This is a genomic window from Shewanella sp. GJ50-10, assembly GCF_055808815.1.
This window is the reverse complement of the sequence record NZ_JBVVSS010000001.1, coordinates 2,903,963-2,922,661: the sequence shown is the minus strand read 5'-3', so window position 1 is coordinate 2,922,661 and position 18,699 is coordinate 2,903,963. Positions and strand designations below refer to the sequence as shown.

Sequence of the window (18,699 nt, the reverse complement as noted above, 5' to 3'; positions counted from 1 at the left end):
TAGCTATTGGTAAAATAACAAAGTGGCAACATGTTGCCGCTTTTTCATACAAAAGTGGCAGGTTTGTGCCTAAAATATAGCCGACAAGTCTATGGTTAAGCTTCTAGCTCTTTGCCGATAATAGTAAATGGTTGTGATATTGGTTATAATCTCGCCATCTTTACGCTTGGCTGGGTTAGCTGTGGTGTTCAATGATTATGGAATGACGTTAACTGAATGAATTATAGAGGTTTCAGTGATATTTCTTATTATCTTTGTGTCGTGTATTTCTGGATTTTATCTAGGTAATCAGGCTTTTTATAATGGTATGGCTGTCAAAAGATGGTCACTAGCAGGCTTCCTAATGGGGCCATTAGCGTATCCGTTATTCAACAGTCATAAGTATTTATTGATAAGAAAGCTATCTGTAGAAAATGAACAGACTAATCATTTTTGACCCAATAAATACCAATAAAAAAGGGAGCATTTGCTCCCTTTTTTATTGGCTAAAGCTACTTAATAGCTCGCCTAGTAGATTGATCTTTAGAGTGTTCAAGCTTAACTCCACCAAGCTTTTGCTTTAATCACTTCTAAGTGTTCTAAACCCTCTGGTAATTTAACTTTTTTACGCTGTGGTTGTGCAATACCAAGAGCTTTCTTTAAAGAATTAAACATAATGACTTCCTTAAGCGATGCTTGAGTTGCTGAATTTAATGTATGGGTTTCCGGCTATTTGTGCGTTAGTTTCTGTGAACTTGATGTATGGATTACCAGCTACTTGAGCGTTAGTTTCAGAGAACTTAATGTATGGATTACCGGCTACTTGAGCGTTAGTTTCAGAGAACTTAATGTATGGGTTACCGGCTACTTGAGCGTTAGTTTCTGTAAACTTGATGTATGGGTTACCAGCTACTTGAGCGTTAGTTTCAGAGAACTTAATGTATGGGTTACCGGCTACTTGAACGTTAGTTTCAGAGAACTTAATGTATGGATTACCGGCTACTTGTGCGTTAGTTTCAGAGAACTTAATGTATGGGTTACCGGCTACTTGAGCGTTAGTTTCAGAGAACTTAATGTATGGGTTACCAGCTACTTGTGCGTGAGTTTCTGTAAACTTGATGTATGGGTTACCGGCTATTTGAGCGTTAGTTTCAGAGAACTTAATGTATGGGTTACCAGCTACTTGTGCGTTAGTTTCTGTAAACTTGATGTATGGGTTACCGGCTACTTGTGCGTTAGTTTCTGTAAACTTGATGTATGGGTTACCGGCTACTTGAGCGTTAGTTTCAGAGAACTTAATGTATGGGTTACCAGCTACTTGAGCGTTAGTTTCAGAGAACTTAATGTATGGATTACCCGCAACTTGTGCGTTAGTTTCAGAGAACTTAATGTATGGGTTACCAGCTACTTGAGCGTTAGTTTCAGAGAACTTAATGTATGGATTACCCGCAACTTGTGCGTTAGATTCTGTAAACTTGATATATGGGTTACCAGCTACTTGAGCGTTAGTTTCAGAGAACTTAATGTATGGATTACCCGCAACTTGTGCGTTAGTTTCTGTAAACTTGATGTATGGGTTACCGGCTACTTGAGCGTTAGTTTCAGAGAACTTAATGTAAGGGTTACCAGCGATAGAATTGATTGGCTTTAGTGGCGCATTAACACTTACTTCCATTGTATTGTTAGCAGCAGAAGTAGAAGTTAGAAGTGCAGCTATGATAATTCCGTTAATCATTGTATTAATCTCTCAGTTCAGGGTTAATAAAAGTTTTTTATTTGACGTCTGAACTGCTAGATGCACTTGTTGTGCCAATGTTAACTTATGTTGCGTTTTTCCTCTTGTTTGTTGAAATTGATATTCAACAATTTAGTAAAATCAATTTCAGGCACAGGTTTACTGAAAATGTAACCTTGGATTTCTTCACATTTAAGTGCTTTTAAAATATTCAGCTGAGCATCATCTTCTACACCTTCACCAACAACTGATAATCCCATGTTATGAGCAATGGTGATAATGCTGTCTACCATTTTCAGATCTCTATCGGATTTACTGATGTCATCGACGAAGGATTTATCAATTTTTAAGCAATGGATTGGAAAGCGCTTTAAATAAGATAAGGAAGAATAACCAGTACCAAAATCATCTAGCGCTAACGTGACTCCCATTTTGGCAAGTTGGTTCATGACTTTAATCGCGTTTTCAGGATTTTTGATAATAGTGCTTTCAGTAATCTCAAGTTCCAAATGACAAGCAGGCAGTTTAGTTAACTGTAATACGCTTGAGATACGTTGTTGAAGATCTGGAAGGGCAAACTGCCTTGAAGATAAGTTAATCGCAACACGGCCGTTAAAGATGCCTTGTTCGCGCCATTTCTGCGCTGCAAAACATGCTTTTCTTAAAACTAAGTCACCAATTTCCACAATAAGGCCGTTCTCTTCAGCCAGTGGAATAAATTCATTGGGAGAAATTATGCCGTGTTCTGGGTGCACGAGCCTAACTAATGCTTCCATACCGACAAGGTCATCTTCTTTTAGATCAACTTTGGGCTGATAGTAAACTTCAAATAAATCTTCTTTTAAACCTTCACGGATCAAGTTTTCAATTTCAAGTTGACGTAAAGCATTCTGGTTTAAAGATTCAGAATAGAATTGATAGCGATTACCACCACCGGATTTGGCATGATACATTGCAATATCTGCTTTACGCAGTAGAGCTTGTTCATTTTGCTCATCCTCAGGGTAAAGCACGATGCCAATACTTAAACCGACTACTAGTGATTCATTGTCTATTTTAAATTCTTCTTTTAGCGCATCAATAATTCGAGAAGCAATCGCGGCACATGAACCAATATCAGGGTTATGATCAACTAATATTGCAAACTCATCACCGCCTAGACGATATAAACTAACGTGTTTAGGTACATTATTCTGAATGCGCTTTGCTACATCCACTAATAACTCGTCGCCAATTTGATGACCTAAAGAGTCATTGATGCGTTTAAAGTTATCTAAATCTAATACCATTAAAGTATGGTGAATGTCTTTTTTAACTAAATTGTTTAGCGTGACTTGTAAACTAGAACGGTTAGGCAGACCGGTTAAGATATCGCTATTGGTTAACTTTCTGAGCTCTTCTTCTTGTTGTTTACGGCGAGTAATATCTGAGAAAACACCAACGTAATGAGTGGTTTCACCTTGTTGGTTATATATGGCATCAACGGTGAGTTCCATTAAGAAGTGGCTACCATCACCTTTATTAGCTTCTAATTCATTACTCCAGCGCCCCTGCTGAGAAAGAGAGGCATGTATTTGATTAGTGTAAGACTCGGGGTAACGTCCAAAAGTAAATAACCCGCCAATAAACTCTTCTCGAGATTGGTTTGTTAACTCACAACAAGCATCATTGACTTCAACAAAATGATATTTTTCATCTAAGATAAACATCCCTTCGGAAATATTTTCAATTGCACGTTCGAATAAACGCAATTGTTCTTCCGTTTGTTTAAGGTTATTGATGTTTTTAATGGTACCCGTCATTCGAACCGGGTTTTCTTTGTGATCTCTTTCTACAATTTTGGCTCTATCTAAAATCCACATCCACAGGTTTTCGCGACTTTTTACACGGTAAGCCACTTCAAAATGATCAGATAGACCTTTAAAATGGTCGTTTAATGCTGTCTTAACGCGGTTTTGATCTAAAGGATGAATGTTACTTTCTTCGCCAGGTTTGCCAGAACGTTGACCATCCTGCGGGAACTCGAGTGTTCCCCAAATATTAGAACGATAAATCTCACCGGTTTCAATGTCCCAATCCCACATTTCATCGCCGCTGCCCCAGAGTGAAAGCTTCAATCTTTCTTCACTTAATGCGATTTGCTTTTGGATTTCACGTCGGCGTAAGATTATTTTGGTTATGATAAAGACTAAAATAAAGCCAAGTAGTGTGTATGACAGCTTAGCTTCAAAAGAGTAGTACCAAGGTGGTGTGACTGTTATTTGAATCGTTTTTGTTTCACCTTGCTTTTCAGAAAGTTTATTAACAGCATAAACATTGAAGAAGTAAATGCCTGCAGAAAGGTTAGTATATGTAGCAGAGTTAGTATTTTGAGATGATAACCAATCGTCATTTAACCCTTCCATTTGATAATAGAAAGTAAAGTCTTCTAATGGTTTTCCTGGTGCTATAAAAGTAAATGAAAAGGGGTAGTCAGAATATTTTAGAGTTATATTTTTTTGCTTGTTTATCGGATGTTGTAATATTCCTCCACCAATTGCTTCTGAGATGTTAAACAACTGAAAGTCATTTAACACCACATCTGATGAATCAATACTTATAATCTCTTGATATATCTCAGTAGGGTTGATAATACTTAGCCCATTAGAACCACTGAATAAAGCGGTGTTTCCACTTACCATGGAACCTTGAGAGTTATAGTCACTCTGAGCACCATGTTTAGTTGAAATAGTTATATTTTTAGAGTTTATTTTGTTAGTTAAATTTATTTCAGTTGCTGACGAAGAAATAATAAAATTATCAAAAGCTTCTATTGAATATATTAATTTATTATTTTTGAAAACCTGTTCAAAAATTAGATTTTTGGTAGAAAGCTTTATTAGGGAGTTGCGAGTGCCAAATAGTAAGTCGTCGCCATCTAATTCTAGGCTAGTCACCATGTTTTTGTTATATATTTTATCAACAGTGTCATTAACTATCTTAAATAATCCTCCTTGGGAAGCAACCCAAAATGTATTACCTTGCTTTACTAAGTCAAAAATGGGATAGCGCTCTCCTGTAGAGAGAACTTTCTTTTCAATATCATTCTCAAATATCAGAATCTCTCCATCAATAGTTGATAAATAAATCTCATTTTGTTCTTTATCACTGGTGACATTAGTTATTTGCTTATCAGATATTTTTTCTTGTTTTAACGTTGATAAATCAATTTTTGTTAGCCCATCTAGGTTGCCAATATACAAATTATTATTAAGTACTTGAATAGATTTTGGACCATCAGAATCTAGAATCTCAATTATATTAGTTTCATTTAAATTTTTATCTAATACTTTAATGTGAGAGGAATCAATAGCAACAAAAAAATTCTGTGAGTCTTGAGTTATTGACCATATGTTATTAGTCACTAGCTTGGAGTTTTTTATTAAATTTCTGCTTCTATCTACTTTTATAAGCCCTAAGTTTACATCTGCAATAAAAGTCGCAGATTTAGTTTCTTTTATTATTGGGCGTTTAATAGAACCCTCAGTAGGAATGAACCCCACATGTTCAATGTTTTTATTTTTAGAAACTTTTACAATGTCAGAACCAACAATTGATGTTATTTCAATTTTATCTTTAGACTGCTCTAAGTATGTAAGTGATAAATTAGAAAATTTTTCTGTTTTATTGTTGTTGAGACTAAGTAAACCGCTTTTTGTTGAAATAATAAGTTCATCATTCAATAGTCCAATATCATTGGAATCTTTTTCAATAAGAGTTAAGTTGTTATCTGTTAATTTGAAAACATTACCGTTATAGTTTCTTATATAAAAACTATTATTAATCTCTACAACTTTTTTTACTTCTTGTAATACTTCACTTTCAAACCCCCAAATTATCCTTGTGAGTTCTTTATTCAGAACTAAAATTTTGTTATTTAGTCCTAGAGCAATACCTTGAGATAAAGCAGAAACAAACCAGATCGGCTCATTTATTGGTTTAGATTCAACGATCACAGGAGCAAATGTTTCTAATTCGCTATTAAAAACAGCTAGCCCTTTATCTGTCCCAACAATGAGTCGACTCCGGTGATCGATAAAGAGTGTTTTTATAAATGAGCTGGGTAAATTTGAGTGTTTATCTTCCGCGTAAAAATGTCTGAAATTCTTTCCATCGAAACGGTTTAGTCCATTCACAGTGCCAAGCCAAACATAGCCTTCGTTATCTTCAACAATACTTGTTACAGTAGATTGCGATAATCCATCATCTACATTGTAGTTTTCTATATTAAGCAGTAATTCGTAATTATTGGTTGAATCAGCAAAAGCAAGGCTCGTCAATGCATGGGCAAGGAGAAATGTACAAATTAACAACCGACTTATCATTGGCATAAAAAGGATACTTTTATCTTCTGTGATTTAGAATTATTCAACGTAATACTCCACTTTTTCAGAAAGTTAATACTTTGTCAAAAATTGGTAAGAATAAAAAAATATATTTCAACTCCCTGTATTAAAAACATACAACCAACCGCTTGCAACGATTAAAAATCATCCTAAATAAACTTCATTTACTGCCACAGGCAGTTTTTTACACTGTAAAAAGTATCTATGATGATAATTTTATAAATTCTGTAAAAATTTTTAAACGTCTTGTTCATTACTAGAATTCAAACTTATCGGCATCTTGCTTAAATCCTTTTAAGTCTGTAATCACTTGTGCTGTAGGCATTGGTTCCAGCTGACTGTGTTGCTCGCCTGCGTTAAACATCACTAGTCTGTCACTGTGCTTACTGCGCATATTGCTCACGATAAACTTAATAAGGTCGGCACGAGTAAACGTCTTGATTTCTTCAACGACTCTTTCTCGCTGTTTAAAGTCATAATCTCTATTGCCAAGACAAACCCAGTAACGCTGGCTTCTACTTTTAAGGTTGGCATCTTTTTCTAATATTTGATTAATTAAGCCTAGCTTTGTGGCTTCCCACTGCTCTTTAGTAATTTGCATAACGGCATAATTAAAGTCAGCGATAAATTCGTCAATGGCTTCGAGTAACTCGCGAGGTCCTGTGGTAGGCGATTGTATGTAGAATATCATCCCTGGGTGGCGATTGAGTGGCAGATATCCTGTTCCGACCATATAACCAAGCTGTTTTTCTGTCCTTAGCTCATGAAAAAAAGTAGACGACATTGTGTGGTTTAGCAAACTAAATAAGCCAACAGTATTAGCCGTAGTCTCATTTGACTGATAATAAACAATGATTGCACTGTCTTGATGTTCAACAGAAAGTTCACGCATTAACGTGCCTCTGCCAGTAAGGTTTATTAGCTCGCGACTGGACTCAGAGCTCGGTTTAGTGACTAATGAGAGTACCTGTTTTAATCGTTTTGCAAGTTGCTGGGTTTCACTGACGAGCCAATCGCCATAGACTAAGCCTTCTACATAGATTTTTTCATAAAATGCACTCACATGATCGTGAAGCTCATCTAAGGTTACATCTTCAAGCATTTCTGCCATTTTCGCTGGCTCATAAGAGCGTTTCTGTAGTGTGACTGTAAGGCTGGTAAACAGTTGAGCAATAGGCTTAGCTTGAGCCACATTTGTCCAACTTCTTAGTAGCTGCTTTTTAATGAGTTTAAAGCGATCTTGAGTAAAATTGCGCTCTCTGGCTTTTTCAATCACTAGAGCCAACAAGGTTTCTTGATTACCTGTGAAGCCGGTTAGATGTAGGGTTATACCCCCTTGATGAGGGTATATATTATAATTAAGCCCAGCAACTTCAGCTTGATAAGTTGATTCTGTTAAGTAATCTAAAACCATCTCAACGTATAACCGTGTTAATGCCGCATGTTTAGGTGTCGGGCTCGCATTCTCTGAGTCCAATGAAAGGTACAAATGGCCTTTAGGTACGTTAAATTCGTCATCTTTACGATGCCAAATTCGATATCCTTCATCTTCAGCAACCACAACAGGTACATCACTGTTACTGGCTTCGTCACGAGATTGTGGATCATTCACAATAAACGGGTTTTTTGTCGGTAGTGACAATTCAGTTCTTGGTTTTGCCTGTTGCCAATGAGCTATTTTCTCAGCAGGAATATCTTCAATTGAGTAGGGAGTAAAATACCATTTAGCTTGCTGGTTAGTACTGACTTCTCTGGAAACCAACTGAGTACGCATATTGGATGGGGAGAACATCTCTAATAAGCTTAATGCTTCATCAGGATTTAGCCCATCCATACGATAGTCGCCAAAGACAATGTCTTCGACTTTATAGTGCTGCATGTTGATGCTTAAATGACTGGCTAAATCGAGTATTTTGATTTGTTCTTGATATTTAAAGGCGGTAGATAACAGACTTGAACGCTCATCATAACGCCAAGATTCTATTCCTGAAGTGCGTATAAGCTCAATATATTCAAAAGTACACTCAATAATAGTATCGACTTGCTGAAGACCTTTCTCTGTAAGCTGAATACTGATGCTGTAATCTTTAAAGTTGTAGCCATTGACGCCACCACCTGCTGATAAATTATTGGCATAACCTTGTTCTTTTAAATAAGACAGCAAGCTACCAGGGCTTTCATTGCCTAATAAGTGGCTGATAAATGTAAGTGGTTTTCGTTGGTAAAATGGTTCAATACAGGGAAGGGCAAAACTGATATTTAATCTTTTTTGGTCTTTCACTGGTGAAATGTTGATGTGCTTGAGCTTAGCATCTTCATGAAGGTACGGGGTATCAGGATAGGTAAGTTCAACATTTCGATTATTGATTTGACAAAAAAAGTGTTGGGCCAATTTAGCTTGAGCATCCAATGACAGCGGAGATACTAAACAAAGCGTCATGATATTAGCGCTGTATTTCGACTGATAAAAGTCTAAGAGTTCCTGCCTTACTTCAGCTTCATCCCCAGCAAGGGTTTGCAAATTGCCTACTGAAAATTTACTAAAAGGATGCTCGGGATTAACCGACTCTTTTTGAACTTGATAAACACGTCTAATATCGTCTTTTAATTTTAAACTGTATTCAGAGTCGATGGCATGTCTTTCTCTGTCTACTAATTCTAGATCGAATTTTGGCGCTATAAAAAACTGGCTGAATCTATCTAATGACTCTTCGAAATGTTCGGCATCGATACTGTAGAAAAAGTTGGTTTGTTCGGTGCCTGTCCAGGCGTTATTTGAGCCACCATGCTGATTAATAAACTGATGATATTCGCCAGAGTCAGGAAATTTTTCTGTGCCTAAAAATAGCATATGCTCAAGAAAGTGAGCCATGCCAGGGCGAGAAATAGGATCATCAAAATGACCTACAGACACTGTCATGGACGCAGCCGCTTGTGTCGCTGTGTTATCTTCAACGAGTAAGACCCTTAATGCGTTATCAAGCACAATATGGCGATATTGGCGATGGTCATTTGGGCTTGTGACTATGTTATTTTTTGTATCAAGTGCTGTGTCTGGTTTTATGGTCAAGATAATGCTCCAGATAAGAAGGCTTGTTATATATTGATCTCGTTGGCGACTTTTAGCAAATATCTAATGAAAATATCGACTAAAGACTAATTAATTTTACTTCATTGATACTTTGTAGATGGCCTTTTTAAGGCTACAATTGAAAAACAAACACAATAATAATGAGTAGCGACAATGGGCAGCAATAGAAGTATGCAGCTATTTTTGATGCGACATGGTGAAGCAAGTTTTGATGCACCATCTGATAGAGAAAGAATGCTGTCGCAATTAGGCCGCACTCAATCTAATGCCATGGCGAATTGGTTAACCGAAAAAGTTGCTAGTGTGGATCTAGTGATTGTGAGTCCATACTTAAGAGCTCAGCAAACTTGGCAAGAGGTAGCTAAACACTTACCTGAACCAAACAAGTGGTTAGTTTTAGATGATATTACGCCTTCAGGAAGCCCACAAATTGCTGTGGATGCTATTTTGGCTTATGCAGAACATTACGATGCTCAAAAGGTGTTAGTCATTGCTCACATGCCAATTCTGGGATACATGGTCAGCGAATTAGTCGCCGGAATGGAACCACCTATTTTTGCCACTTCAGCTATTGCGTCAATTGAGAGAAATGAACATGGCGGTCATTTTGAATTGATGCAAACTCCTGCGCAAATGAGTGCTTAAAACGAGTTATAATCAATGTGTAAACTATAAACTAGGTGAGTGCTTGGTTTTGAAATATTCAGCACTCACAACTTGTTATTAAAACTATCTTCGATGAGCATGGTCGCCAATATCAACCAAGATGAGTAAAGCAGCATCAGCGCCCCATTCTTTGGGGGCTTGATGAAAAGCTTTCACTTTTGGGTGCTGAGCAAGCCACATCGGTAGTTGTTGCTTTAAAATTCCTGAGCCGTAACCATGCATTACGCAGCAGCAAAGAATGTGTTGTTTGACACATGCCTGCAGTAGCGCAGCTAATTCAAGTTTAGCTTCAGCTTGGCGCATTCCATGTAAATCAAGTAACAAATCAGGCTGATAATCTCCGCGACGCAATCGCTTCAACTCAATTTTTTCAACGCCTTCGTTTAACCAGCGCATGGGCCCTTCAACAGGCAAAATAGGTTGATAATTATCTGAAAAATAACTATCAGCATAAACTTGCTGCTCTTTGATTTCGACTTGTTGTTTGGATTTGACCGACTGCTTAAAGTGGTGTTTATCTTGATTTAACGGTTTAACACCGCCAAATTGCTCTGAAAACAGCGCAAAGTCAGGATTATTTTCTTTATTCATGGCGCTATTGTATTGAATTCTAGGTCATCTTAATAGACTTCAGTTACAATGGTCAGGAACAATTTTTCAGGAGTTATGTTTTGGATAAAATCTTTGTAGATGAAGCTGTCACCGAATTAAGAACCGTTGGCGATATGTTGCGTTGGGCTGTGAGCCGTTTTAACGATGCTAACATTTATTATGGGCACGGGACTGATAACGCTTGGGACGAAGCGATTTCTTTGGTTTTTCATGCATTACATCTTCCTGAAGAAATCGGTCAGCAAGTGGTGAACTCCAACCTGACGAGCAGTGAAAAGCACAAAATTGTTGAATTAATTATTCGCCGAGTGCGTGAGCGTTTACCGGTTCCATACCTAACTAACAAAGCCCGCTTTGCTGATTTAGAGTTTTATGTTGATGAACGTGTGTTAGTGCCACGCTCACCAATCGCTGAAATGATCAATAATGGTTTCAGCCCATGGTTATACAACAAGCCTGTATCTCGTGTTATGGACTTATGTACCGGTAGTGGTTGTATTGCTATTGCATGTGCTTACGCGTTTGAAGATGCTGAAGTTGATGCATTAGATATTAGTGAAGATGCACTAGAAGTCGCTCAAATCAATATCGAATCATTAAATGTATTAGACCGAGTTTTCCCAATTCAATCTGATATTTTTTCATCAATTGAAAAAGGTCCACATTACGATTTGATCGTATCGAACCCACCATACGTAGATGAAGAAGACATCGGCGATATGCCAGATGAATATCATCATGAACCAGCTATAGGGTTAGCATCAGGTCGTGATGGGTTAGATTTAACCAAGCGTATTCTTGCTAATGCAGCAGATTATCTAACCCCTGATGGTTTATTGGTTGTCGAAGTCGGTAATTCGATGGTGCATTTGAACGAGCAATTCCCTGATGTTCCATTCACTTGGGTAGAGTTTGAGCATGGCGGAGACGGTGTGTTTGTTCTTACCTATGATCAGCTAGTTGAAAATGAATCACTTTTCGCCATCTATAAAGATAGTGAATAATAACGATTAGAAAAATATATCACGTTGAGGTAATCAGATAGCATGTCGGGAAATAGCATAGGTCAGAATTTTGTCGTAACGACTTTCGGTGAAAGTCACGGTGTTGCATTAGGTTGTATTATTGATGGTTGCCCACCAGGTCTTGAACTGACGGTTGAAGATATGCAACACGATTTAGATCGCCGTCGCCCTGGTACCTCTCGTTATACAACTGCGCGCCGCGAACCTGATGAAGTGCGTATCTTATCGGGTGTTTTTGAAGATAAAACAACTGGCACTTCAATTGGTTTGTTAATTGAAAACACTGATCAGCGCAGTCAAGATTACTCTAACATCAAAGACTTATTCCGTCCGGGTCATGCTGATTACACTTATCAGCAAAAATATGGCCTACGTGATTACCGTGGTGGTGGACGTTCATCTGCCCGTGAAACGGCAATGCGTGTAGCAGCTGGCGCTGTAGCTAAAAAGTACCTCAAACAAGTTCATGGTATTGAAATCAACGGTTATATGTCTCAGCTTGGACCTATTTGCGCAGAATCGGTCGATTTAAACGAAGTTGAGCAAAATGCGTTCTTCTTTCCTGATGCATCAAAATTAGAGCAACTTGATGAGTATATGCGTGATTTGAAAAAATCAGGCGACTCAGTTGGCGCTAAAATCACTGTTGCAGCCACAGGCGTGCCTGTTGGTCTAGGTGAACCAGTATTTGACCGACTTGATGCAGATATTGCCCATGCTCTCATGGGGATTAACGCAGTTAAAGGCGTTGAAATTGGTGATGGTTTTGGCGTGGTTACTCAAAAAGGTTCAGAAGGCCGCGACTTAATGTCTCCAGCAGGATTTGAGTCAAATCATGCTGGTGGAGTATTGGGTGGGATTTCTTCAGGTCAGCCAATTGTTGCTCATATTGCACTTAAGCCGACTTCAAGTATTTCAGTGCCAGGTCAAAGCATGACAGCACAAGGCACGACCGCTGATGTTGTCACTAAAGGTCGTCATGATCCATGTGTCGGCATTCGCGCAGTACCGATTGCTGAAGCTATGTTAGCTATTGTGTTGATGGATCATTTACTTCGCCATCGCGCTCAAAATCAGGATGTGGTTTCTCAAACCCCTGTTATCGGTATGAAATAAATGCCTAATGCGTTATCTGCTGAGCCTAACGTCCGTTGGCTCAGCGCTTGTTACTTTTTCTTTTTTTCAATTCTTGGATTAATGGTTCCTTACCTCGGTGTCTTTTTTGATAACCGAGGCTTTAATGCGCAAGAAATTGGATTTCTGATGGCGATACTCATGGGGACGCGCATTATTGCTCCCAATGTGTGGGCTATGGTGGCTGATAGAACGGGAATGCGTTCTGAATTAGTCAAATTCGGCTCAGCTGCGGCAGCGATAACCTATATCAGTTTTTTCTTTGACGGCAGCTTAACGTATCTTGCCTTAAGTCTGATGGTTTATACCTTTTTTTGGAATGCCATTTTAGCTCAACTTGAAGTCATTACTCTTGAAAGTTTAGGGGATGAGTCTCATCGATACGGTGCTATTCGCAGTTGGGGCAGTGTCGGATATATCTGTTTAGTGATTTTTGCAGGCTTTGCAATTAGTGAGTATGGGGCTGAAATTGTGCCATCAATTGGCATGGTGCTATTTGTGGGTATGTTTTTATGTGCCTTAGCCTTACCCAACAATAGAGCTTCACTAGGTGATGCTGCCTCTAGACCTCCTTTGAAGTTAACTTCCCCTATTATCTGGTTCCTGATTTCTGCGATTTTATTACAAATGAGTGTTGGGCCATTTTATGGCTTCTTCGTTTTGTACCTTAAACAAGCTGGATATTCTGAGGGCATAGCAGGATTGTTTGTGGCTTTTGGTGTGGTCGTTGAAATCTTAATGTTTATGCTAGCGCCTAGGTTGCTGGGGCGATTTGGCGTGAAGATATTATTGATTGTCAGTATCGCTTTTACGGTATTAAGATGGGTTTTGCTTGCCTACGGGGTCGAAAATCTTTTGCTCTTGTCTATCAGCCAAGCATTGCATGCCTTCACTTTCGGCTTAACCCATGCTGCGTCGATACAGTTTATTCATCGAAATTTTGATATTGCTCATCGCAGTAAAGGCCAAGCTTTATATGCTAGTTTAAGTTTTGGCTTAGGCGGCGCGATTGGGATATGGATAAGCGGGATGATATGGGGCGACGGTTCAGGCTCTGGGCAGACTTGGTTGTTTGCCTCTTTTTGTGCGGTACTATCGTTAATCGCGGCTGTTGCGATTAAAGAGACAAAACCAAATAATCAAAGCACTTGTTAGTGTTAGTTGGGTTATTAGATTTACATACCTGATTTAAGGTAAAAATAAAGGATTCATTGTAGTGAAGCGTTTTAGATTAGGTTTGATTATTAACCCATTGGCAGGATTAGGCGGCAGTGTCGGCCTTAAAGGCTCTGACAATGTGGCGCAATTAGCATTTGAAAAAGGCGCTGAGCCTAAAGCTGGTTTAAGAATGCAGCAAGCCTTAGCTGTTATCGAGCCGTTTAAAGATCAAATTGATATTATTACGGCTTCAGGTGATATGGGGCAAAACCTTGCTGTTGAGATGGGTTTTTCAGTTACTTGTATTCATTCATATCAAGCTAATGATTCTGCGCTGCAATTGTCTACTTCAGATCAATCGTCCACTCTAAATCAATCATCTGCTGAAGATACCCAGCAGACTGTCAAAGCACTTTTAAATGAATCGTTGGATTTATTGTTGTTTGCAGGTGGAGATGGCACAGCTCGTGATATCTATGCCGTAATTGATGATTCACTACCGGCACAATTGCCCGTTTTAGGTGTGCCAGCAGGCGTAAAAATTCATTCTGGCGTGTATGCCATTACGCCACATGCTGCAGGTCTCGTCGTTAGTATGTTACTCAAACGCGAGTTAGTTAGTTTGATGAGCGCCGATGTGATGGACATTGATGAACAGGCTTTTCGAAAAGGCACGGTTAGAGCAAAACGTTTTGGTGAAATGCTAGTGCCTGCTGAGCCGCGTTACATTCAAGCGGTAAAAATGGGCGGCAAAGAAGTGGATGAATTAGTGCTGGCAGATATTGCAGCAGATGTCATTAATCAAATGGAAGATGAGCTGTATATTATTGGCAGTGGCTCAACTGTTGCCGCTGTAATGGAAGATTTGCATCTCGACAATACCTTATTAGGTGTAGATGTTATTCAGCATCAACAACTTATTGCATCAGATGTAACGGCTAAAGAGTTACTTGAATTAACTGAAAGCAAGCCAACAAAGTTAGTTATTACTCTCATTGGTGGCCAAGGGCATATTCTCGGTCGAGGTAATCAGCAACTTTCGCCACAGCTGATTAAACGTATTGGAAAAGACAATATTATTATCCTAGCGACAAAAACTAAGTTAAAAGCACTTGAAGGAAGGCCATTAATTGTGGATAGTGGCGACCCTGAATTAGATAGTGCGCTTGCTGGTTATTATAAAATTACCACTGGATACCACGATTACGTGATGTACCAAGTCGCCAACCCAGATTTATCGGAGAGTTAGAGCATGTTAGAGAAGTATGATGCGGCATTAGAAGGTTGGATTGAACATACAGTTGCCAATGGTGATGATGACGCGCTATTTGCAAGTGGTTACTTACAAGGCCATATCGCAGTGGTTTTTTCTCAGCTTGAACAAGAACAACTTAGTGGTATTGAAGCGTTAGATGACAAAATGGTTGATTGCTTGGCACTGGCAAACGATGAATTAGAACAAGCTGACTTTGAATTAGTCCAAAATGCTTGGCAACAATTACGTCAAATTATCAGCGATATCAAATAACGCGATATTACGTAAGCTCTGATGTTAACTAAGCATTAGTTATTAAATAAATAGTAAAAGTAAGTGATATTGCATGACCGAACCAATCAATACTACCGATAGTACCTTCGAACACTTAGGCGCAGCTATTGGTCTTGTTAACCCTAAAACCCCAGTCAATGTGGGTGGTATTATGCGCGCTGCGGGTTGTTATCAAGCAAAGTCAGTGCTTTACACTGGTAACCGTTACGAACTTGCTGCTCGCTCAGGCGAAGCGCAATACGACGTTGACACTAAAAATGCAGCCAAAACGATCCCGTTAACACGGGTGGAGTCGCTGCTTGAGCAAGCACCGGAAGGCGCTAAAATTATTTGTGTTGATTTAGTGGTTGGCGCAACACCGTTGCCGTTATTTGAACATCCGCAAAATGCTTTTTATATCTTTGGCCCTGAAGATGGCACCATTCCGCAGCAAATTATTGATGCTGCAGATGACGTTGTGTATGTGCCAACTGTGGGATGTATGAATCTAGCTGCATCGGTCAATGTATTGTTATATGACCGTTTATCAAAAAGTGCCCAAGTCGCTGCTGATGACGAGCTTATTCGTGAGAGCCGCGATAACAATAATCGCACCAAAGTCAAAACTTGGCTCAAATAGCTTTTTAAGCAGATTTACTATATTGCTGAATAAAATGGTCAAGTTTAACTTGGCCATTTTTATGGGCTATTTCGGCTTCAAAGCATTGCAATATGGCAGTCTCATGGGCGGCGATTAAATCAAATATCTCTTGATATTCAGTACAGTCTTTTGTCCATTGACGGTATTCTGCCTCAAAAGGTTCAACCCAAGTCTTTAGAGTTTGCACAAGTTCAGTCCACTCTAGCCCCAACCACTTTTGTGCATCTTCATAGCCTTTTTGCGTCATTTTATCGACTGGGTAGCTAAAGCGTTCAGATTGCTTTAACAGGTGTGATAATAGTAACTCAGCAGTTAGTGTCTCTACTTCAACAAGCTTATTCCATAGGAGCTGACGTTGAGGGTTTTGTTCTACATTCTGTAATAAAGTAAAAAAGGCGATGCCGTACAACTCGCCTAAATAAGCTTGGTGGACCTTTTGATTCATAACACTTCCTCTAGCAAGTTTAGGGTATGGATATTAAGTGAGTTTTTATCATTTTGCTGACTATGTACTTAATGTAAAACTCAATAAGTTAGACCATTAAAGATTTGCCTTTGAGTAGTTTTCTTAACCACATGCGATTAGGGTTTAACATTGCGAACATGTCATAACTGATTGGCGGTGTTTGCTCGCAAATAATGGAGGCTAACGCCTCTGCAGCTAGCGGTCCTGAACTTAACCCCCTTGAACCTAACCCTCCTAAAACGTATAAACCTTGATGTGAAGGTGCGATGTGCTGGCGCCAAAATTTGCGACTCGCAACAGTGAGTTGATGGTCTGCTAATGGCTCAGTGTGATATTGCGCGAATATGCTATCGATGTCTGGTGCTAATCCCATCATAGGGCAATGGTCTCGAGTGACCATTCGAACGCCGACTCTCGCTTTTTCATCTGATACATCCACATCATTTACCCAATCCCTATCGGGGAAACTATGATGCATTTTTTGAGCGTTTTCTTGTTGTTCATCAGGGCAGTAATCAAGGTTGTCAGGTGACTTAACGTAGCTTGCTCCTACACAATGATGTTGGTTATTTTCTGGGGTGAGGTAACCATGAGCGCAAATCACCGTTTGTAATTCGGTAAGTTTACCTTTTGACGGAATATGGCTCACCTGGCCGCGAAACCCTGTAACTTGCAGTGAACGAGTTTGTGCAAACTCCGTTAGCTGTGCGCCAGATGCTACAACAGCTACAGGGTGTTCATAATACTGCTTACCTAACTCATTATCCTCAGTCGTGGTTAATCGCCAAACTGAATCTGTTTTGGTTAATGCTGAAATTTTGCAGCTAAGCTTTACCTTTACTTCATTGCCTTTATTTGAGGCAATTTTCTGTGCTTGTTTTATTGCAGCGACTGCAAACTCTTGAGGACAAATCCAGCCTGCTAACGGGTAATAAAATGCAGGTTTATCGATTTGAATATTGGCAAGTTCATTCGCTTTGGCGGAACTCACTGAAAATGCGATTTCGTTTGGCCAAGTCTGACCATCAATAATCTTATTTAACCTTGCATCGCTGCGCTCATCAAAGCCTGTTTGCAACACGCCGCATAACTGATGGTCTATTTGATGGCCTGCAGCAGTTAATTCCTCTAAACGGCGACGACTATACAAAAAGGCCTGTTGAAAGTATTGGCTCATTAAACCGTTATCTGGGGTTAAAAGCGGGTAAATGGCGCCTTGCTTGTTGCCTGACGCGCCATCAGCCAGTATTTCGTCTTTACAGTAAATGGTGACATTTTTACCTTTTTCAGCCAGTGACAAAGCAAGGTGAGCGGCGGCAATGCCACCGCCGATAATCGCAATGGAGTCATTACCATCTTTTGAACTCAAATTTGCGTGCGGTAAACAATAGGCATACTCGCTCAATAATGATTGGCGGAGTGCTTTTCGCTCACAGAGGGGAATTTCATTTTTAAGCCGTTTTAAAGCATCACTCTCACGTTTCTGCGGATTTGAAACTAAAGCAAATCCAGCACTCTCAGCGTAATGGGTTAGTTTTGATGGAGCATTTTCTTCATCAAAAGCATAAATACGAGCACTGTCGAGACTGATCCTGCCCATTTGCCAGAATAGCTTTTGAGTGAAGTGTTGATCTAAATACTCGGCTTGCGTCGTATGAGGTAAGCAATGCCAGTGCTCTAGCTGCCCTTGTTGGCTAAAGGGGAGAGTTTGAATACTGCTTTGCAGATTACCAAAGTAAATATCAACGACAAATTGACCTTGGTTAAAACTGAGCCGCTGGCATCCGCTAATATTGGCAATAGAAGATGTTGTTAATTGCATAACATAATCATCCCAAGGGTGTGATGTTAACTCACTACTAACTTCAGCTTGTTGAATTAAATGGCTTAACTCCAAAGAACTTAAGCTGTATGCATCAAATACACTGAGGTGGATTGATTGGCTAAATTGTTCAGATAATTGCCAAAGCAGCATGACTTCCATGCCAATTCCAAACCCAAGCTGACCAATACACAAGGTTTTGTGAGAGTTTGGCTTATCTGACAAGACAGTTTCATAATAATGCCTTATGCTTGCTGCATAATTAGGGTTTTGACAGTAACTACTTGGAAAATTAGTCGATATTGTTGCACAATCTCGGGTAACTATAGGGAAGTCAGTGGTTAAATTGGTCAAAGCTCATACTCAAATTTGGTTCTATTGAGATTATTTTACCTATGTTTGTTGAAAGCTGACCACTTTATTCGTCTAAAGCGGAT

The 18,699-nt window shown here is 39.2% G+C and carries 13 protein-coding genes; 7 read left to right on the top strand and 6 right to left on the bottom strand.

All coding sequences use genetic code 11. From position 1 onward, the window contains the following. Nucleotides 1-664 precede the first annotated feature (664 nt). The 3 genes from AC0L4E_RS12245 to AC0L4E_RS12235 form a co-directional block, all read right to left on the bottom strand. A complete protein-coding gene (locus tag AC0L4E_RS12245; protein WP_473679412.1) occupies nt 665-1,714 on the bottom strand; it encodes a hypothetical protein in 1,050 nt (349 codons plus the stop codon). Nucleotides 1,715-1,794: 80 nt separating this feature from the next. After that, nucleotides 1,795-6,084, bottom strand: a complete 4,290-nt coding sequence (locus AC0L4E_RS12240; RefSeq protein ID WP_473679411.1) for an EAL domain-containing protein — start codon at nt 6,082-6,084, stop codon at nt 1,795-1,797. A gap of 271 nt (nt 6,085-6,355) precedes the next feature. Continuing rightward, nucleotides 6,356-9,163 (bottom strand): insulinase family protein, encoded by a 2,808-nt coding sequence (locus tag AC0L4E_RS12235; protein ID WP_473681634.1) that lies wholly within the window; start codon nt 9,161-9,163, stop codon nt 6,356-6,358. Between the two features lie 198 nt (nt 9,164-9,361). Between AC0L4E_RS12235 and sixA the strand changes: the two genes are divergently transcribed. Next, on the top strand, nt 9,362-9,835 hold the full coding sequence (gene sixA, locus AC0L4E_RS12230) for a phosphohistidine phosphatase SixA (RefSeq protein ID WP_473681632.1): 474 nt from the start codon (nt 9,362-9,364) through the stop codon (nt 9,833-9,835). A gap of 84 nt (nt 9,836-9,919) precedes the next feature. On the opposite strand, the gene smrB is transcribed toward sixA, so the two are convergent. Beyond that, the gene (smrB, locus tag AC0L4E_RS12225) at nt 9,920-10,447 is read right to left on the bottom strand and encodes an endonuclease SmrB (RefSeq protein WP_473679410.1); all 528 of its coding nucleotides are present in this window, start codon (nt 10,445-10,447) and stop codon (nt 9,920-9,922) included. Nucleotides 10,448-10,527: 80 nt separating this feature from the next. Here smrB and prmB point away from each other — a divergent pair, with 80 nt between their 5' ends. From prmB to AC0L4E_RS12195, 6 genes are all read left to right on the top strand, one after another. Beyond that, nucleotides 10,528-11,472 carry a 50S ribosomal protein L3 N(5)-glutamine methyltransferase gene (gene prmB / locus AC0L4E_RS12220; protein ID WP_473679409.1) on the top strand — a complete coding sequence of 315 codons (945 nt, stop codon included), beginning with the start codon at nt 10,528-10,530 and terminating at the stop codon, nt 11,470-11,472. Between the two features lie 42 nt (nt 11,473-11,514). After that, complete coding sequence (aroC, locus tag AC0L4E_RS12215) at nt 11,515-12,609, top strand: chorismate synthase (protein ID WP_153913125.1); 1,095 nt, start codon at nt 11,515-11,517, stop codon at nt 12,607-12,609. After that, on the top strand, nt 12,610-13,782 hold the full coding sequence (locus AC0L4E_RS12210) for an MFS transporter (RefSeq protein ID WP_473679408.1): 1,173 nt from the start codon (nt 12,610-12,612) through the stop codon (nt 13,780-13,782). A 61-nt stretch (nt 13,783-13,843) separates the two neighbouring features. Then, entirely contained in the window at nt 13,844-15,034 is a 1,191-nt protein-coding gene (locus AC0L4E_RS12205; RefSeq protein ID WP_473679407.1) for an ATP-NAD kinase family protein, read from the top strand. Between the two features lie 3 nt (nt 15,035-15,037). Then, on the top strand, nt 15,038-15,313 hold the full coding sequence (locus AC0L4E_RS12200) for a YfcL family protein (protein WP_473679406.1): 276 nt from the start codon (nt 15,038-15,040) through the stop codon (nt 15,311-15,313). Between the two features lie 73 nt (nt 15,314-15,386). Then, entirely contained in the window at nt 15,387-15,953 is a 567-nt protein-coding gene (locus AC0L4E_RS12195) for an RNA methyltransferase (RefSeq protein ID WP_473679405.1), read from the top strand. A gap of 4 nt (nt 15,954-15,957) precedes the next feature. Here AC0L4E_RS12195 and AC0L4E_RS12190 read toward each other — a convergent pair whose 3' ends face one another. Next, the gene (locus tag AC0L4E_RS12190) at nt 15,958-16,419 is read right to left on the bottom strand and encodes a hypothetical protein (protein ID WP_473679404.1); all 462 of its coding nucleotides are present in this window, start codon (nt 16,417-16,419) and stop codon (nt 15,958-15,960) included. Nucleotides 16,420-16,507: 88 nt separating this feature from the next. Next, nucleotides 16,508-18,487 (bottom strand): FAD-dependent 5-carboxymethylaminomethyl-2-thiouridine(34) oxidoreductase MnmC1, encoded by a 1,980-nt coding sequence (gene mnmC1, locus AC0L4E_RS12185; RefSeq protein ID WP_473679403.1) that lies wholly within the window; start codon nt 18,485-18,487, stop codon nt 16,508-16,510. Nucleotides 18,488-18,699: the final 212 nt, after the last annotated feature.

What these genes read in the sequence shown, in the direction of transcription:
- aroC (WP_153913125.1), top strand. Translation starts at nt 11,515, where the DNA reads ATGTCGGGAAATAGCATAGGTCAGAATTTTGTCGTAACGACTTTCGGT.
- sixA (WP_473681632.1), top strand. Translation starts at nt 9,362, where the DNA reads ATGCAGCTATTTTTGATGCGACATGGTGAAGCAAGTTTTGATGCACCA.
- AC0L4E_RS12245 (WP_473679412.1), bottom strand. Translation starts at nt 1,714, where the DNA reads ATGATTAACGGAATTATCATAGCTGCACTTCTAACTTCTACTTCTGCT.
- AC0L4E_RS12195 (WP_473679405.1), top strand. Translation starts at nt 15,387, where the DNA reads ATGACCGAACCAATCAATACTACCGATAGTACCTTCGAACACTTAGGC.
- AC0L4E_RS12240 (WP_473679411.1), bottom strand. Translation starts at nt 6,084, where the DNA reads ATGCCAATGATAAGTCGGTTGTTAATTTGTACATTTCTCCTTGCCCAT.
- AC0L4E_RS12210 (WP_473679408.1), top strand. Translation starts at nt 12,610, where the DNA reads ATGCCTAATGCGTTATCTGCTGAGCCTAACGTCCGTTGGCTCAGCGCT.
- smrB (WP_473679410.1), bottom strand. Translation starts at nt 10,447, where the DNA reads ATGAATAAAGAAAATAATCCTGACTTTGCGCTGTTTTCAGAGCAATTT.
- AC0L4E_RS12200 (WP_473679406.1), top strand. Translation starts at nt 15,038, where the DNA reads ATGTTAGAGAAGTATGATGCGGCATTAGAAGGTTGGATTGAACATACA.
- AC0L4E_RS12190 (WP_473679404.1), bottom strand. Translation starts at nt 16,419, where the DNA reads ATGAATCAAAAGGTCCACCAAGCTTATTTAGGCGAGTTGTACGGCATC.